Source organism: Pseudomonas luteola NBRC 103146 (genome assembly GCF_002091675.1).
Lineage (GTDB): Bacteria > Pseudomonadota > Gammaproteobacteria > Pseudomonadales > Pseudomonadaceae > Chryseomonas > Chryseomonas luteola.
In genome coordinates this window covers 173,081-189,737 of sequence record NZ_BDAE01000005.1, presented here as the reverse complement: position 1 = coordinate 189,737, position 16,657 = coordinate 173,081, and the positions used below count along the sequence as shown (strand labels likewise).

The window sequence follows — 16,657 nt, the reverse complement described above, 5'->3', positions numbered from 1 at the left end:
GGAAGCATTACCCGTCAGGCCGGCCGTACTCGTATAGCTAAGACTGGCGAACCCTCAAGCGGTTCAGGATGGGAAGACGGTCATCGGATGATGACTTCTACCCGGCGATTGCGCAGCTCTGCCGTATTGGGCGGCGTTTGGATCAGCAGGTTCTCCTCGCCATGGGAGGCGACTGTCAGATCCAGCAAGTCGAGATGCCGGGCCTGCAACTGGCGGGCAATCAGCTGGGCACGCTGCAAACCCACCTTTTCATTGATCGAGGCACTGCCTAGGGTGTCGGTATGCCCGATAATGGAGACGGCCGCGGGCGTGCGTTTACGCAGCGTATCGACAATGCGCTGCAGCGTGTCCTGTGACTCATCAGTGAGCCGGTTGCTGGCACCCTCAAAATACAGCGTGTAATACACCGGAAGCGTCGGCTGGGCTGCCAGCGCGGGGGTAAAGTCCATCAGGATCTGCTTGGGCGGCAGGGTAAAGGTCCGCCCCGGCGCCTCCTTGTCGAGGCTGACAGCCTGCTGGGTTCTGTCGATCTGGGTCGTGCCTGTGGGCGTCGTGACCGTGACATCTCGCGTCTGGCCATAAGGGCTATCCACCAGCACCACATAGGACTTGGAACTACACCCCGCCAGCCACACGGCCAACAACAACCACACAGCTTGGCGAAACGCTTTACTCATGGTCGACCTTGGCCATGAACTGGGCGCTGCGTGAGGCAATGGTTCCGTGAGGCGTAAGAATCTCGACCGCCTCGGGCTTGAGCCTGGCAATGCTCCCCGCCACGTAATTCAATGTGCCTTGCTTGAGTCTTGCAGCCAGCTTCAAGGCCCCCTTGGCTGGAGCAAACGCAAAAGCCTCGAGCGTGAATGTCGATTGGGGCCCGAACGACATAACAGACCCATCCTCGAGCGTAATCCCGAAGGAGCCATCGTCTCCGGCCTCGAAGGTACTGCCGACATTCACCGGCGTGCCCACCTTGATCGCGACAGGCTTTCCCTTGAGTGTGGTGGTCACGCTGCCTTGTACGGTCATGACATAACCTACCGGCCTGGGCGCGCCATGGGCAGGCCATGCCGCCAAAAGGCCCGAAAGGCAGAGAACGAGCCACGCATTCTTATTCATGAGCGTTGACCTTGAAGTCCGTATCGCACCACGCCTGGCCCTGGCGTCCTTTCTCTGCTCCGTTTCCCTGAGCGTTCCGTGCAATCGCTGTATACATACCGATAACCGTTACGTTAGTTCAAAACGTGCGGGCCATCGGACTAAAAATGCGATGCAGTCCAAACTGCCAGATACTGCCCCTCCTCCAGTGCCCGACAGGTATTACAGGTTGTGCAGCAGCTGCCAGAGCGAGGCGCCAATGCCCGTAATACTTTCCCCTGCAATCAGGCCTGCTGCCGCTGCAATGGCAAACCGCTCGGTCAGTCCGCGCCAGCGCAGTCCGGCAGCCCAGGTGAGGATTGCGCCCAGGGCCATCATCAGGGAAATCGAAGCCGGCAGAATAAACGCCAACCCCAACGCCGCGGCACTGGGCAGGTAACGCGCCAGCCGATCCTTGGCGCAAGCATCCAATACGCCCAGGGCCACGCCTGCAACGGCAGCTATCAGCATGGCCCACTGGATACTGGCAGAAAGTGAGTCCAGGCCCGAGGTCAGCGTCTGCGCTACGGCTTTCCAGGTCGCCACGGCCGGAGCAGGCCATTCCTGCGTGAGCAACATGGTTTGCGGATCTGGAATAAGCGTCTGGTAGACCAGCACCCCGACCACACTGCCTATCGCAATCCCCAGGCATTGAGCGATCACCTGCTTGGTGGGAGTCGCCCCGATGGCATGGCCCACCTTGAAGTCATTCATCAGGTCCGTGCATTGTCCGGCTGCGCCACCGGCCGTGTTGGCACTCATCAGGTTGATGGGCACCTGCCCCGGCGCCACGATGCCAAAGCTCAGCTGCGACAGCTGCCCGATGGCACCGATTGGAGGAATGCCGGTTGCTCCCACGACACGTGCCGCCACAGCTGCCAGGCACAGCGCCAGTGGAATAGTCAGCAAGGCCATGAACCAATCAATGCCAAACAGGGCCGCCTGTAGCACGATGATCAATCCGATAGCTAACGCCAAACCTGCCAGCGGGCCGGGTTTTGGCCGCTGCCAGACAGTGGAGGTCTCTGCCGAACGGGATTTCCCCAACGTTCTTACCTGCAGTACACGCAAGGCCAGAGACGACAAGGTCGAAGTCACCATGATCGTCACCCCAGGCCACACCAGCCATTCCACCAGCGTTGCGAACTGCGGCCCCTCGCTGCCAGGCGCAAGCTCTACCAACCCGTGCGCCAGCAGCCACGGCGCTATGCCACCCCAGGCCAAGGCCGCGCCCAGAAGGAGCGTCAACCCGACGCGCAGCCCGATGATGCCGCCAAACCCGACCAGTAGCAGCGACGGATCGAAGGTAAAGGTCAGTCGCTCCAGATGCGCCGTGGGCGACCAGCGAGGAAAGGTCCAGTAAAACGTATCGACAGCTTTGACCAACCCAGAGAACACGGCCGTTCCAAACAGCACCCACAGGCGCCGCATGGCTTCCTGTCCGTGGGTATAGATATGGGTCATGGTTTCCAGCGTGGCCATGCCTTCAGGAAACTTGAGATTGCCATCGGTAATCAGTGATGGCCTTAAATACCAGGCGATCCATATGCCCAGAAAGCTGACCGAAAAGACCCAGGCCATCATCGGAACGGCATCCATCTGCTCGCCGGTCAGCAGTGTGTAGGCTGGAATCGGCGCTACCAGTCCACCTGAAATAATGGACGCCGCCGCCGAGGCGACGGTCTGGTTGATATTGCTCTCATGCAGTGTCCAGGCAGGCCAGTGCCGGTTACGGACCAGCAGCCCCTGCCAGAAGCCAAAGCCCACCAGCAGCGCGATGATCGACATGTTGAATGACCAGCCGATCTTGAGCCCGGCATAGACATTGGAGGGAGTTAGCACGATGCCTAACACCAGACCGGTCAAGACAGCGCGCAGGCTCAGCTCGCGCTCTACCTTCATGGGCGTTCCCCGGCAGATGCTCGCTGCACGATGCATAAAAAGGAGCTATCAATAGGAGGAAAATTCGAAGCAATCACACCAGATCCTTATTGTATTGGGTGGGGTGTGCAGCACTTTGTCCCTCGGAATCGCCAAAGCGCTCAAAACAACGACCATGAAAAAACGATCAAGGTCCCTGCCCGCTCCCAAATTGGCCGTCATGGGCACCTTGTATATGGATTGCTCACTTAAATTGTCCTGTTCAAGGCAAGATTCATGCTTTTCGCTGGTCTTTACCGCGGCTCGCCTGATCTTTAGAATACGTGAGAACGGTTCTCATTTTTCCATTTGCGGAAATGTTCATGACGACGGGCGAAATAAAGGCAGCTCCTGGGTTGAACGTGCTGTACCGTGACCACGGCGACTGGCTGACAGGCTGGCTGCGCAGGCAGACAGGGTGTAGCCAGCGCGCTGAAGACCTGCGGCAGGACACCTTCGTACGGCTGCTGACCAAGCCTGAACTGCCTGCCATGCGCGAACCGCGGGCCTTTCTGACCCAGATTGCCAAAGGCCTCCTGATTGATCATTACCGCCGCGCCAGCCTTGAACGCAGCTATCTTGAGGCCCTGGCTACACTGGCAGACGAGCACTACCCCTCCGCTGAAGCCCTGGCTTCGATTATCGAGGCCTTGGCGGAACTTGATCGCCTGCTCGGCAAACTTTCCAGCAAGGCTCGAGCGGCCTTTCTATATAATCGCCTCGACGGCTTGACCCACTCTGAAATTGCCGAGCGCCTGGGCGTATCGGTTCCACGGGTTCGCCAATATATTGCTCAAGGGCTACGGCAATGCTATGTGGCCCTCTACGGGGAACCTGTGTGAATGTAAGACCTGTGAGCCGTCAGGTTCTGGATCAGGCGATAGACTGGCAAGTACGCCTGGAAATGGGAGAAACCAGCCAGGAGCAGCTAAACGCCCTGCAGACCTGGCTTGCCGAGCATGCTGAACACCGCCGTGCCTGGGAGCAGCTGAACGGCATCAATCAGCGTCTGCGCATTGCAGAACAACCCGCGGCGCGAAATGCCCTGTTGCAGCCCTCTGCCAACGGGCGTCGGCGCTTGGGTCGCAGTACGTTAGTCATCGCCCTTGCGGGCCTTCTGAGCCTTATTGCGGTAAACCGTTATGTACCGGTGCGTTACGCCCTGGCTGATAACGTAACCGCCACGGGGGAACAGCGCACGCTGATGCTGTCTGATCACACCCGCATCGTGCTGGCGGGTCGTAGTGCCTTGAATGTTCGCTTCGATGAGCACGAGCGCCGGATAATTCTCCTGGCAGGAGAAGCCTTTATCGAAACCGGGCACGACACCGCCAGTCGTCCGTTTATCGTGGAAACCCAGGCCGGACAAATGCGGGCGCTGGGTACGCGTTTTCTCGTGGAAGAGGAATCACGCGGCTCGCGTTTGACGGTCCTGCAATCGGCTGTGGCGGCACAGCCGCGCTTTGGCCTTGGCGAGGCGGTCATTCCTCAAGGCGAGCAGGTCCTCATGATGGCGGACCGGCTGGATGAGCTCAAAGATGCACCAGCCAATGCCGACGCCTGGACTCACGGCATGCTGGTGGTCGATAACCAACCCCTGAGCGATGTCGTGTCGGCATTGAGTCACGAGCGCACCGGACTCATCACCCTTGATCCGGTCATTGCCACGTTACGGGTAACGGGCACCTTTCCTCTGCACGATGCTGACCAAGCTCTGCGTGCCCTCGCCCTCAATACACCGATACGAATCGAGCAACACACGCGCTGGTGGCTGGCCGTTAAACCCCGTTAACTAACGGGGTTTCAGCACGACACGCTTGTTTTCTGCGTTTTTCTATCTTCGTTATTAAAAAATATTCCAAGACGGCTCTATCACTTTGCCATTCTCATTCGGCAATGAAACGAATTCGCATTCGCCTCTTGGAGAGAGCCATGTCGTCGCTTTTCCGTCCTTCCTTGCTTGCCGCTGCACTTGTCTTAGGTCATGTCACGTTAGTCCACGCCCAGACGACCACCGCTGAGCGCACCTACCAACTCCCCGCTGCGCCTCTGACCAGCACGCTGAACCGTATCGCCAGCGAAGCGGGTCTGACCCTGAGCCTTGACCCTTCGGTGGCCTCCGGGCGTACGTCGAATCCGGTCAACGGCCGCTACGCAGCGACCGAGGCCCTGCGCGAGGCCCTGCAGGGAACCGGGCTTGAGCTGACCGAACGCGAACCCGGCGTCTACACCGTACGCGTATTGCCAGCACCGGGCGACACCTTGAGCATGGCATCAACCACCATTACCGCCGGTGAGCTGGAAAATGCCTGGGGCCCTGCTGAAGGCTATGTGGCAACCCGCTCTGCTTCCGGCACCAAGACCGATACGCCAATCCTGGAAACGGCTCGCTCCATGTCGGTTGCCACCCGCGAGCAGATGCGCGACCGCGCCGTGCATAACATTGATGACGCCGTTCGTTATATGCCTGGCATCGTAGCTAGCAGCTACGGCAGTGATACCCGGGCCGACTGGTTGCGGGTACGGGGCTTTGAGCCGACCCGATTCCTGGACGGGCTGCGCCTGCCGGACGGCGTCTATGTCGATCCCAAGCCTGAAACCTGGAACCTTGAACGCCTGACCCTCCTGCGCGGCCCCGCGTCCTCCATCTATGGGCAGACGCCGCCCGGTGGCCTGATAGACATGGTCAGTTTGCGTCCCCAGGCTGAAACCAGTCATGAAGTGCGTGCCGAAGTTGGCAGTGACAACCATCGCCAGATCAATTTCGACACCACCGGTGCGTTCGATGAAAACGCCAACGTGCTTTATCGCGTGAGCGGCGTGGTACGTGACAGCGACACGCAGATCGATCACATCGAAAACAAGCGCTACAACATCGCACCCAGCCTGACCTGGAATATCGATGACGACACGCACCTGACATTCCTTTCGCAGTACACGCGCGACGATACGGGCGCGACTAGCCAGTTCCTACCTCTTCAAGGCACCAAGATTGATGGCCCGTGGGGCAAGGTTTCTCATCATAAGAATCTGGGCGATCCGGATTGGGAATACTATGACCGCACCTATTACTCGCTAGGCTACGCGTTCGATCATCGTATCAACGATGTGTGGCAGTTCCGTCAAAACGCACGGTATACCAAGAGCGACTTAGGGTTTCAGACAATTACAGCTGGCGGCTCCGCTACTGCAGTCAGCCCTGACGGCACCGTACAACGCAGCACAACCTCAACTGATGAAGACATCAGCCAATTCGCCATCGACAATAATTTCCAGGCAGACTTCAATACTGGCGACTTGCAGCACACCTTATTGCTAGGTCTGGATTATCAGCGTTCGAATACAAACTACACGTCGATTTTTGGCTCAGCGCCTGCGAGCAACATCCATAATCCAGTTTATGGCTTACCTATAGAACGCCCGGCGCGGTCAAACGCCTGGTATGACTACAATCAGAAAATCCACCAGACAGGCCTTTATGCTCAGGATCAGATTGCTCTTGATCACTGGCGCCTCACCTTGGGCGGACGTAAAGACTGGGTTACTACTGACACCGAGTTTTACAATGCCTTAGCAAACGGTGCCCACCCTAAAGATCGTGATTCAGCTTTTACTGGGAACATATCCCTCAGTTATGTCTTCGACTCTGGCTTGGCTCCTTACATCTCTTACTCAGAGTCCTTCCAACCAAGCAGCGGTGCCGACGTCAGTGCTACGCAATCATTCAAGCCTACCGAGGGCAAACAATATGAAGTTGGTGTGAAATACCAACCAGCAGGTACCAACACACTGCTAACTGCGGCGGTATATGACCTTACGCAAAAGAACGTTCAGGTTACTAACTACAACGAAGACGGTAATCCCATTACAAGTCAGACAGGCGAAGTCAAAGTCCGAGGCGTAGAGCTTGAGGCAACCTCAGACCTTACCCAAAACATCAAGATGATCGCCTCTTATTCCTACACTGATACGGAGGTTCAGGATGGACAGTACAAAGGCAACCGCCTGCAGCTCATCCCTGAACACCAAGCCTCGCTCTGGGCTGACTATACATGGCATACAGGCGTACTAGACGGCTTCGGCATAGGCGCTGGCGTCCGCTACGTAGGTGATACCTACGGTAATCAAGGCAACACTTGGGAAGGCCATGTCGGCTCCTACACCCTGTATGACGCTGCCGCACATTACGATCTAGGCCGCCTCGACAATCGTCTGAAGGGCGCTTCCGTAGGCGTGAATGCCACCAACCTGTTCAACAAGGACTATATTTCTACCTGTGATGGTTATTACTGCTACTACGGTGACCAGCGTAGCGTGATCGCCAACGTTACCTACAAGTGGTAATCGCGTAAGTTGTGACAAAGCCGGTGCCAGGCCGGCTTTTGTCCATCAGAAAGGGACCTGATGATTCGACACTAGTAGCATTGAGCATGCATAAGGCTTGCATAACAACCCATGCATCGCGGACGATCACAGTTCAGCTTTTGTTAAGCTTTGATGAAGAGAGTGCGTGATGTCGATGATCCTCTATCACACCCCCGCATCCCCGTTCGGCCGCAAGGTCGTCGTGATGCTGCACGAGACCGACCTGATCGAGCAGGTTGAGCTGGAGATCGTCCAGCAGACGCCCCTCAATCCCAATCGTGATGTCATCGATGCCAACCCGTCAGGCAAGATTCCGGCGCTGCGCCTGGAAGATGGCACTACCCTGCATGACAGCCGCGTCATTCTGGATTACCTGGATACGCTGCATCAGCACACCCCCATGATTCCTCGGCAGGGTCCCGAGCGCTGGCGGCGAATGACACTGGCCTCCCTGGCCGATGCCATGACCGAATCGGCCGTACAGATCCGCTACGAGACGTTCATGCGGCCACCGGGCATGCAGTGGAAGCTCTGGCTGGATAACCAGCATGAGAAGATTGCCCGTTCGCTGGATTACTTTGAACAGACAGCATTGTCCGAGCTTGAAGGCCACTTCGATATGGCCTGCATTGGACTGGCCTGCCTGCTGGGCTATCTGGACCTGCGTGTATCCAACTGGCACTGGCGCGGTGAGTATCCCAAGCTGGCGGCCTGGTACACCGAGGCGGATCAGCGTCCCTCGATGCAGGCAACCCGCCCCGAGGCACGCTAATCGTTTCCAGGCGCCAGCCCTGGCTGGCGCCTCCCAGCCTTAGCAGCGAGGCGACCCGGACACGTATTTTTCCCTGGGATCAACCGCGGCATCCAGCTTGCGCAAGGCCTTGGCTCCAATCAGCAGCGGATAGCGGAAGTGACTGCGGTCCGTCAGATTGACCTCGATGGTACGGGACACATCGCCTACACAGACTTCCATCTCGATGACCGGGCGTTGTGCACTGGACGGCGTATCATCCTCACCGTCTTCATCGCCCTCATCCGAGCGGCTCTTGATCTTGCTGATTCGCGCCAGACGGTGCTCAAATACCGTATCGTCCGCCTTCTCCGTCGCCAGACGGAAGCTGACCCACTGGTCTCCGTCACGCTCGAACGTCTTGATGTCCTTGGCCGACAGCGAGGCGGTCCAGGCCCCAGTATCCATCTTGGCCGGCAAGGATACACCCAGCTCAGGTAGACGGAATGTCTCGTAGCGGCCGTAGAGCGTCGGCTCGGCCGTCGCTAGCACAGGCAGGCTCAAAAGGCCCAGCAGGGATAAAAAACGTTTCACTCAATCACTCCGGCAGGATCACGGACAGAAGTCTCCCGCGCCAGGGCCGCTATGTCCACAACGTACTGAGATTATCGAATCCCCAAGCCTCGGGCGACTCACGACCAATGATGCGGTCGTAGCCTTTCAGGCGTGGCAAATCGATCACTTCATGCCCGATCGGCTTCTTGTGCCTTGCGTCATAAAAGACCTTTACGGTCGGTGTCAGCAGTGACTTGGGGTTCTGCTCCACCACCACCGCAAGGCGCTCGCTTTCCAGCTTTACCAGCGAGCCGACCGGGTAAATGCCGACCGCTTTGACAAATGCCTGAAAGACATGCGGATCGAAGTGCCCTTTCCATTCAGCCATCCGTTTGACGGACTCGGCCGGGTCCCAGCCTCTTTTGTAAGGGCGATCCGACGTTACCGCGTCATACACATCACATACCGTGGCGATGCGGGACATCAGGCTGATCTGCTCACCGGAGAGCTTATCCGGATAACCACTGCCATCGTATTTCTCATGATGATGCAGGCAGACATCGATGGCTGTCTCATCAGCTTGCCACGCTGTGAGAATGCGCTCCCCGGCCTTCGGATGACCCTGCATGATGATGAACTCTTCATCCGTCAGCTTGCCCGGCTTGTTGAGCACCTCCAGCGGCATCGTCATCTTGCCGACATCATGGAGCAAACCGGCCAGACCCGCCTGCCGAGCGGCCGTCTCACCCAGGCCAAGCGTTCGAGTAACGGCAATCATCAGCGCCGACACGGCCACCGAATGCAGATAGGTATATTCATCCGAGGTCTTGAGTCGCGCCAGGCTGATCAAAGCATTGGGATGGCGCAGCACCGAATTGGAGATTTCCTCGACCAGACTGGCAGCATCGCCCATCTCGACGACCTGCCCCATGCGTGCATCTTCCAACATGCCTTTGACGGCTGTCTTAGCGCTGTCGCAGAGCACTCTGGCCCGCTCTATCTCTTCAGCCATTTCAACTCGAGCGGCAACTCCAGACACAGGCGCCTCAGCGATGTTACTTAACTGGGCTGAATCGACATCAGTCCCCTTGCTAACATCGATCCACAACCCGTCGATGTCACTGTCCAGAATGCGCTGCAGCTCATTCGGTGAACGAATGACGAAATGCCCTTTCCAGAAGGGATGATCCACCCATGGTGCGCAAAATTCGCTCACATACATGCCCAGACGGGCCTGCGAAACGGGAATACGCTTAAGCATAATGAACAATTACAGCCGTTATCAGTGTCCTAGATAATCCATAGACGCCATTGCTGCCTAAGCGGCCCGGTAGAGGCTCAGAATGTTTATGGCGCTAACGAAAAGAATAGTACTCAGGGAGACTTCATGCGTCATCTGATCGTCGGACTGACTAGCGGCATTTTGCTCTTGATCAATACCCTCATTTTGATTGGCCCCTTGATGCTGGTTGCGCTGCTCAAGCTGCTCTGCCCCTACAAGCCGTGGCGCGACGCCTGCTCGCGCGGGGTTATGACCATCGCCGAGACCTGGGCAGAAATCGACAAGGTCATCTTCGCGCTCTGCACCCCTACAGTCTGGGACATACGCGGTGCCGAGAACCTGCGTAAGGACCGCTCTTACCTGATCATCTCCAACCATCAATCCTGGGTCGATATTCCAGCCCTCGTACAAACCTTCAATCGTCGGTCGCCCTACTTCAAATTCTTCCTGAAGAAGGAGCTCATCTGGGTCCCCTTCCTTGGACTGGCATTCTGGGCACTCGACTACCCGTTCATGAAGCGCTATTCGAAGGCCACGCTGGAAAAGCGCCCGGAACTCAAAGGGATCGACCTGGAAATCACGCGTAGGGCCTGCGAGAAATTTCGCGATCAGCCCGTTACGGTCGTGAATTACCTGGAGGGCACGCGGTTCACGCCAGCCAAACATGCCCAGCAGCAATCACCCTACCATCATCTACTCAAACCCAAGGCAGGTGGAATTGCCTTTGTACTGGCTTCACTGGGTAAGCAGCTCGATGCCATTCTGGATGTCACGATTCTCTATCCCGAAGGGAAACCGCCCGGCTTCTGGGCTTTGCTCAGTGGCCAGGTCAAGCGCGTCATTGTAGATATCCGCACTCTTCCCCTGGAGCCTTCACTGTGTGAGGGGGACTACCAGAATGATTCCGTTTTTCGTGAGCAAGTCCAGCAATGGGTCGGCGCATTATGGGCCGAGAAAGATCGGCGGATCGAAGCGCTGCAAAAAGAAATGCGCCAGGAATAATCCTGACGCATCGGGAGGAACCGTACACAGGCACGGATCGAAATCCGCGCCCGGACAGGTTTACTGCTTGGCGGCCTTGACCGTTACCGCCTTGATGTCGGCCTTCGACAGCGGGTTGCTGGTCGAATTGGACAATTCCTGGCGATACGGGTTGGTCAGGCTGGACGTCAGGCGGATATCGTTGGATGCCGCACCCACCGAGATCTTGAACGTATCAGCATCCACAACCCAGTTGTTGGTGGCTTCATTGAAGTAGGCCAACGAACGGTCGTTGAGCTGCAACGTGACACGCTTGGTCTCACCCGGATTCAGGAACACCTTGCCAAAACCCTTGAGCTCCTTGACCGGACGCGCCACCTGCGGCTTGTTCTGACCAATATAGAGCTGAGCGACTTCAGCACCCGCGCGCTGCCCCGTGTTGGTCACATCGAAGGACACCTTGATAGGTGCGTTACCCACTACCACCTTGGGCGTTACCTTGATGTTGGAATACTTGAAGCTGGTGTAGGACAGGCCATAACCGAACGGATACAGCGGCTTGATACCGCTCATCTCGTAACCACGATAGCCTACGTACAGACCTTCGCTGTAGGCCATACGGGTAATCTTGCCGGTGTTGTCGAACTCGGGGAAGCCGGCATAGACAGGGTTATCCTGCAGCTTCTTCTCAATGCTGAACGGCATTTTCGCGGACGGGTTGACTACCCCGTACAGGATTTCCGCCAGTGCCTGGCCACCGTACTGACCAGGATAGAAGGCATGCAGTGCGCCATCGACCTGATCCACCCAGTCGGTCATGTTCAGACCGGTGCCGCCATGCATAACAACCACAGTTTTCGGGTTGACCTTGGCAACGTTCTGGATCAACTGGCTCTGGTATTCAGGCAGATCAAAGCCGTGGTCGAAACCTTCGCCTTCATACTCATTGCTGTTACCCACAGCCATGACAACCGCATCGTACTTGGAGAGGTCCTGCGGAGCGGCCAGCGAGGCCCAGCTCATCTGCACGCCCACCATGCCACCCATGGTTGAGATATAACCCTTGCGGCGGGAGTACTCGAGCTTGATGTCGTAGGACTTGCCCGCTTCCAGATTGACCTTGCCGTATACCGGAATGGTCGGCGGAATGCTGTTGTTGGGCAGTGGGTTGCCATCGCCATTGTCGATGATCTTTTGACCATTCACATACAGACGCACAGCGCCATCCGCACGAACCTTGAAGATCTGCTCGCCGGAGATGGTCGGCGTTACCGATCCGCTCCAGCGAACGGACGTATTCTGATCGTCGCCGGTAACGGGATAGTTCGCGCCGTTGGTGGTATTGGAAACATAGTCCACTGTTGTGGTCTTGTTGCCATTGGCCCAGTCCAGGTTCACATGCTGATCGATACGGGTGTCAGAAGGAGTACCGGACCAGTTGGCATTATTGAAGAACTCAGCCTTCAAACCTCTTTCGGTATTGCCGGAGGCATCGGTGGTCGTCCATTCGGCCGCATTTGGGTCCAGGGACAGCGAGTCGATGAAGTCGACCTTGGCGTTACCAGCCACTTGCTTCAGGCCACTCAACTCACTGACGAAATTGCGTGCATCGACATTGGCACTACCGAAACCGGTAGGCGGCGCGTACTTGGCCAAGTTGCCAATGACCGCAATGGACTTGACCTTGTCGCTGGACAGCGGCAACAAGTGATCCTTGTTCTTCAGCAGAACGATACCTTCACGAGCACCTTCCAGGGCTGCCTGCTGGCTGCTGGCACTGTCCATGTCCTTGGACGCGGCAGGAATGGCCTGGTCGAAGCGGTACGCATATATCTGACGCAGGATCCGGCGAACCTTGTCATTGATGGTCTCGGTCGAGAGCTTTCCTGCCTGGATATAGGGCGTCAGGATGGTGCTATTCATCTGATAGCCCATCATGTCCAGATCGGTACCGGCATCAGCTGCCAGATAGCCATGAACGACAGCGTTGTAGTCGCTCTGCATGAGACCTTTCCAGCCCCATTCCTTCTTGAGCACGCCGGTGATCAGATGCTGGTGCTCACAGCTGTAAACGCCATTGATCAACTGGAACGCGCACATCATCATCGCAACGTTGCCGTTCTTGGCAGCCGACTCGAAGGCGGGCAGGTACATTTCGCGCAGGGTACGCTCGCCGATCCGCTCGTCCAGTGTAAAGCGGTTGGTTTCCTGATCGTTCGCGACAAAATGCTTGGCATTGGCCCAGACGCCCTGGGACTGGATACCGTTGATGACCGCAGGCGCCATCACAGCGCCCAGGTAGGGATCTTCGCCAGAAAGGTATTCGAATGCACGGCCGCTATAGGGCGAGCGGTACAGGTTGGCACCCGGACCTGTTACGAACTGATAGCCACCGGCACGTGTGTCGTAGCCCAGTGCTTCACCAAAGGACTTGGCTCGGTCGACGTTCCAGGTAGCCGCAAGGTTGGGACCCGCCGGGTAAACGATACCCTGGTTGTTGTCCTGACTGGTGTAGCGGATACCCACACCACCGTCTGCACCATGAATCTGGGGCAGACCAAATTTATCCAGCCCCTTGACATCCCAGGGGCCCGTTCCGCCAATCAGTGAAAGCTTCTCGGAAAGGGACATCTGTCCCAGCGTGCTCTCGACCTTCTTTTCAACCTGGGCAGGGTTTGCCTGGGTTACCGCATATGCTTGACCAACTGCCAGAGCCAAAGCCGTAAGCACAGCTCCCTGTAGCTTCATATTTCCCATTATTAATTAAGTCCTGCTTTTAAGTTAATAAAAACGAGTCACTTCGATATTGCCGAATATCAAGTTTTACTGACTTAACAGCGTCCCGCGTCCTGCGACAAATAACCTCAATACAATCAATTAAAGTTATTTGTACAAGTTGAGATTTTTTTGTTATGGGAGCAAACGAGAACAAAAGGTAGCAAAATGATGGCAACAGAAAATCGCGTAAACGCGCGAAAAACCCGAAAAGATTAAGGCAAAAAAGACGAAAAATTGTCAAATGAAACGGTTTAGCAAGTAGCAAACCATTTCTCTAATTTAACTTGAACTTTTACCATTAAAAGATGTCCAGCCAAACTCTCGGCTTTAATCTATCGATTAGAACTTAGTTAAGAATCGAAAATTTAGAGTTGATTTTTTCTTTCAGAAGAAATTAGCTAAATATATCTACCTAACTCAGGCAGATATTTATTTGAAGAGTGAGAGCGTAATGAAAAAGTTTATTTCCAGCCTATGCCTGGTAGCAGGTTTTGCTGTAACAGGATGTGCCCTGGCGGCTGAAGACTCAGCCACTGCCACTCAAGCGTCCGGCACCTCCAACGGCCTGATGCAACAGGAGCACAACAGCAAGGCCGCCCAGAAAGCCAAACAGGAGCAGGACACCAAAGGTGGTCGTCCTGACGGCGTGTCCAACCCGAATGCCCTGAGCACCAAATAAGCACTGCTCAGCGTTCAAGCGCCTGCCGTTAAATGAGGCAGGCGCTTTCGGCCAGCTCCAGCTCCAGCTTCGAGACTTGCGAATACAACGACATTGGCTGACTAAGCGCTCAGGTTCTATTCAGAGCGGCTTGGATGCTCGCTAATACCCCCTTCCGTTGACATGTCCTTCTGAGACAAAACCGACGAAGCGCCTCTTGCCCTTTTGTCAGCCTTTGTTCAGCTAAAAACAGGTAATAGAAGTAACTTTGCAGCTAAAAAGCGATTTGGCTCACAGCCAATTTCGGTGGGTTACAGCAGCAAACACGTATTATTAAGCGTCCATCTGTACACTAAGTGTTCATTTAACGGTGCGATTATCATCCGTTAGGCTTTGTTTTCTCGTTTAGCCAACGCCCACTGCTTTCTACGCTACCGCCTATAACCATGAACCTACTCCAACCCGCCTCGTCGACCACGGCTGAACGCAGCCCTTCCCAGAGCGCTTCGCTGCCCTCGGTGCCTATGAACGAGCCACCGCTCACGTCTGTGGATTCCCACAAGCCGGGTGACGATGCTGTATGCGAATGGCTGGTCAGCCAGGGAAAGCTCAAGCCTGGCGATCTGGAGCGGGCCCGCCGTCTTCACGAAACCTCCTCTGGAGAAAGCTTCAGCCATCTGCTGCTGCGCCTGGGCATGGTATCCGAGCGAGACATGGCGCATGCGTGGGCATCACTACTGGACGTTCCGCTGGTTCTGGAAAGCGATGCGCCAGAAATCCTGGAAGACCCGCTCGACGTCTCCACACGCTTTCTAAAACAGCATCAGATCGTGCCGCTGGGGCAGGACAGTAACGGTCAGATCCATCTGTTGGTGGCCAATCCCGCCGAGCGTTATGCCATCGAGGCGCTTGAGTACGCCTGTGGCCGCGCGGCTCGGCTGTCCATAGGGCTTCGCAGCGACATCGAAAACCTGATCGAGCGTTATTACGGTCAGGGCCGCTCGGCCATGGGTACCATCGTGGAAAACCTCGACGCCCAGGCTAACTCGGAAGACGACATCGAGCACTTGAAGGATCTGGCCTCAGAAGCGCCTGTGATTCGCCTGGTGAACCTGATTATCCAGCGCGCTGTAGAAAACCGCGCTTCGGATATCCACATTGAGCCCTTCGAGAATCGGCTCAAGGTACGTTATCGCATCGATGGCGTACTGCATGAGTCTGAAGCACCGCCCTCCAGCTCCACGGCAGCGGTGATCTCGCGCGTCAAGATCATGGCCAAGCTCGACATTGCCGAGCGCCGTCTCCCCCAGGATGGCCGCATCATGTTGCGTATCCAGGGCAAGGAGCTGGACCTGCGGGTATCCACTGTTCCGACCAGCTTTGGCGAGTCGGTGGTAATGCGTCTGCTCGATCGCGAATCGGTGAGTTTCGATTTTGACACCCTGGGCTTTGCCGGCAAGTCACTGGACAACTTCCTGAGCGTGCTGGAGCGACCCCACGGTATTTTGCTGGTCACCGGCCCTACTGGTTCGGGTAAAACCACCACGCTGTATACCGCGCTGTCGCGCCTGAACACCGCCGAGCGCAAGATCATTACCGTAGAAGATCCGGTCGAATACCAGATCGAGGGCATCAATCAGATCCAGGTAAAGCCGTCCATTGGCCTGGATTTCGCCGGCGCCCTGCGCTCCATCGTGCGCCAGGACCCGGATGTCATCATGATCGGTGAAATGCGCGACCTGGAAACCTGCCGTATCGCCATTCAGTCTTCCCTGACCGGTCACCTGGTGCTTTCGACACTGCATACCAACAGTGCGGCGGGCAGCATCACGCGTCTTTTGGACATGGGGGTGGAAGACTATCTGCTAGCTTCTACAATCAATGGCATTCTGGCCCAGCGCCTGGTGCGCCGCCTGGATCCAGCGTTGTCAGAAGCCTATGAGCCGCTTCCGGAAGTTATCAGGGAATATGAACTCGAAAAATACACGGATGAACGCCCGATCCGCCTGTACAGGCCACGTCGCGACTTGCCACCCAATGAGGGCTACCGTGGTCGTAGTGCCATCAGCGAACTGCTGGTCATGAGCGATACGCTCCGCAGCCTGCTCATGCAGCGCGCCGATGCCGCGACACTGGAACAGGCCGCTCGCGCAGAAGGCATGTATACCCTGTACGAAGACGGGCTGCGCCAGGCGCTGGCAGGTACGACTACCTTGGAAGAGGTCCTGCGTGTGACGAGCGGAGACTGAGC

13 protein-coding genes are annotated in these 16,657 nt (G+C 56.5%); 7 read left to right on the top strand and 6 right to left on the bottom strand.

The window, feature by feature from the left end:
- Positions 1 to 80: 80 nt before the first annotated feature.
- The 3 genes from PLU01S_RS08910 to PLU01S_RS08900 form a co-directional block, all read right to left on the bottom strand.
- Complete coding sequence (locus PLU01S_RS08910; protein WP_074827007.1) at positions 81 to 677, bottom strand: OmpA family protein; 597 nt, start codon at positions 675 to 677, stop codon at positions 81 to 83.
- The gene (locus tag PLU01S_RS08905) at positions 670 to 1,119 is read right to left on the bottom strand and encodes a FecR family protein (protein WP_010796060.1); all 450 of its coding nucleotides are present in this window, start codon (positions 1,117 to 1,119) and stop codon (positions 670 to 672) included. Before PLU01S_RS08905 ends, PLU01S_RS08910 begins: the two co-directional genes overlap by 8 nt.
- A 201-nt stretch (positions 1,120 to 1,320) precedes the next feature.
- Positions 1,321 to 3,075, bottom strand: a complete 1,755-nt coding sequence (locus PLU01S_RS08900) for an OPT family oligopeptide transporter (protein ID WP_074827010.1) — start codon at positions 3,073 to 3,075, stop codon at positions 1,321 to 1,323.
- A 305-nt stretch (positions 3,076 to 3,380) separates the two neighbouring features.
- On the opposite strand from PLU01S_RS08900, the gene PLU01S_RS08895 reads away from it, so the two are divergent.
- The 4 genes from PLU01S_RS08895 (at position 3,381) to PLU01S_RS08880 (ending at position 8,194) form a co-directional block, all read left to right on the top strand.
- Entirely contained in the window at positions 3,381 to 3,899 is a 519-nt protein-coding gene (locus PLU01S_RS08895) for a sigma-70 family RNA polymerase sigma factor (RefSeq protein ID WP_074827013.1), read from the top strand.
- Positions 3,896 to 4,849: a FecR domain-containing protein gene (locus tag PLU01S_RS08890; RefSeq protein ID WP_083397931.1), complete on the top strand. Its 954-nt coding sequence runs from the start codon at positions 3,896 to 3,898 to the stop codon at positions 4,847 to 4,849. The genes PLU01S_RS08895 and PLU01S_RS08890 overlap by 4 nt, the downstream gene beginning before the upstream one ends.
- A gap of 128 nt (positions 4,850 to 4,977) precedes the next feature.
- Positions 4,978 to 7,401 carry a TonB-dependent siderophore receptor gene (locus PLU01S_RS08885; protein WP_074827265.1) on the top strand — a complete coding sequence of 808 codons (2,424 nt, stop codon included), beginning with the start codon at positions 4,978 to 4,980 and terminating at the stop codon, positions 7,399 to 7,401.
- A gap of 169 nt (positions 7,402 to 7,570) precedes the next feature.
- Positions 7,571 to 8,194, top strand: a complete 624-nt coding sequence (locus PLU01S_RS08880; protein ID WP_074827018.1) for a glutathione S-transferase — start codon at positions 7,571 to 7,573, stop codon at positions 8,192 to 8,194.
- Positions 8,195 to 8,233: 39 nt separating this feature from the next.
- On the opposite strand, the gene rloA2 is transcribed toward PLU01S_RS08880, so the two are convergent.
- Together rloA2 and PLU01S_RS08870 are read right to left on the bottom strand one after the other, a co-directional pair.
- Positions 8,234 to 8,746 carry a retropepsin-like aspartic peptidase RloA2 gene (gene rloA2 / locus PLU01S_RS08875; protein ID WP_010796066.1) on the bottom strand — a complete coding sequence of 171 codons (513 nt, stop codon included), beginning with the start codon at positions 8,744 to 8,746 and terminating at the stop codon, positions 8,234 to 8,236.
- 49 nt (positions 8,747 to 8,795) lie between these two features.
- A complete protein-coding gene (locus PLU01S_RS08870) occupies positions 8,796 to 9,968 on the bottom strand; it encodes an HD-GYP domain-containing protein (protein ID WP_074827020.1) in 1,173 nt (390 codons plus the stop codon).
- 126 nt (positions 9,969 to 10,094) lie between these two features.
- Between PLU01S_RS08870 and PLU01S_RS08865 the strand changes: the two genes are divergently transcribed.
- Positions 10,095 to 10,991, top strand: a complete 897-nt coding sequence (locus PLU01S_RS08865) for an acyltransferase (protein WP_074827022.1) — start codon at positions 10,095 to 10,097, stop codon at positions 10,989 to 10,991.
- Between the two features lie 60 nt (positions 10,992 to 11,051).
- Here PLU01S_RS08865 and PLU01S_RS08860 read toward each other — a convergent pair whose 3' ends face one another.
- Positions 11,052 to 13,727 carry a beta-glucosidase gene (locus PLU01S_RS08860; protein ID WP_074827025.1) on the bottom strand — a complete coding sequence of 892 codons (2,676 nt, stop codon included), beginning with the start codon at positions 13,725 to 13,727 and terminating at the stop codon, positions 11,052 to 11,054.
- 472 nt (positions 13,728 to 14,199) lie between these two features.
- Between PLU01S_RS08860 and PLU01S_RS08855 the strand changes: the two genes are divergently transcribed.
- Complete coding sequence (locus PLU01S_RS08855) at positions 14,200 to 14,427, top strand: hypothetical protein (RefSeq protein WP_019367344.1); 228 nt, start codon at positions 14,200 to 14,202, stop codon at positions 14,425 to 14,427.
- Between the two features lie 488 nt (positions 14,428 to 14,915).
- Positions 14,916 to 16,655: a type II secretion system ATPase GspE gene (gene gspE / locus PLU01S_RS08850; protein WP_026004166.1), complete on the top strand. Its 1,740-nt coding sequence runs from the start codon at positions 14,916 to 14,918 to the stop codon at positions 16,653 to 16,655.
- Positions 16,656 to 16,657 lie beyond the last annotated feature (2 nt).

What these genes read in the sequence shown, in the direction of transcription:
- PLU01S_RS08910 (WP_074827007.1), bottom strand. Translation starts at nt 677, where the DNA reads ATGAGTAAAGCGTTTCGCCAAGCTGTGTGGTTGTTGTTGGCCGTGTGG.
- PLU01S_RS08905 (WP_010796060.1), bottom strand. Translation starts at nt 1,119, where the DNA reads ATGAATAAGAATGCGTGGCTCGTTCTCTGCCTTTCGGGCCTTTTGGCG.
- PLU01S_RS08900 (WP_074827010.1), bottom strand. Translation starts at nt 3,075, where the DNA reads ATGCATCGTGCAGCGAGCATCTGCCGGGGAACGCCCATGAAGGTAGAG.
- PLU01S_RS08895 (WP_074827013.1), top strand. Translation starts at nt 3,381, where the DNA reads ATGACGACGGGCGAAATAAAGGCAGCTCCTGGGTTGAACGTGCTGTAC.
- PLU01S_RS08880 (WP_074827018.1), top strand. Translation starts at nt 7,571, where the DNA reads ATGTCGATGATCCTCTATCACACCCCCGCATCCCCGTTCGGCCGCAAG.
- PLU01S_RS08870 (WP_074827020.1), bottom strand. Translation starts at nt 9,968, where the DNA reads ATGCTTAAGCGTATTCCCGTTTCGCAGGCCCGTCTGGGCATGTATGTG.
- PLU01S_RS08865 (WP_074827022.1), top strand. Translation starts at nt 10,095, where the DNA reads ATGCGTCATCTGATCGTCGGACTGACTAGCGGCATTTTGCTCTTGATC.
- PLU01S_RS08860 (WP_074827025.1), bottom strand. Translation starts at nt 13,727, where the DNA reads ATGGGAAATATGAAGCTACAGGGAGCTGTGCTTACGGCTTTGGCTCTG.
- PLU01S_RS08855 (WP_019367344.1), top strand. Translation starts at nt 14,200, where the DNA reads ATGAAAAAGTTTATTTCCAGCCTATGCCTGGTAGCAGGTTTTGCTGTA.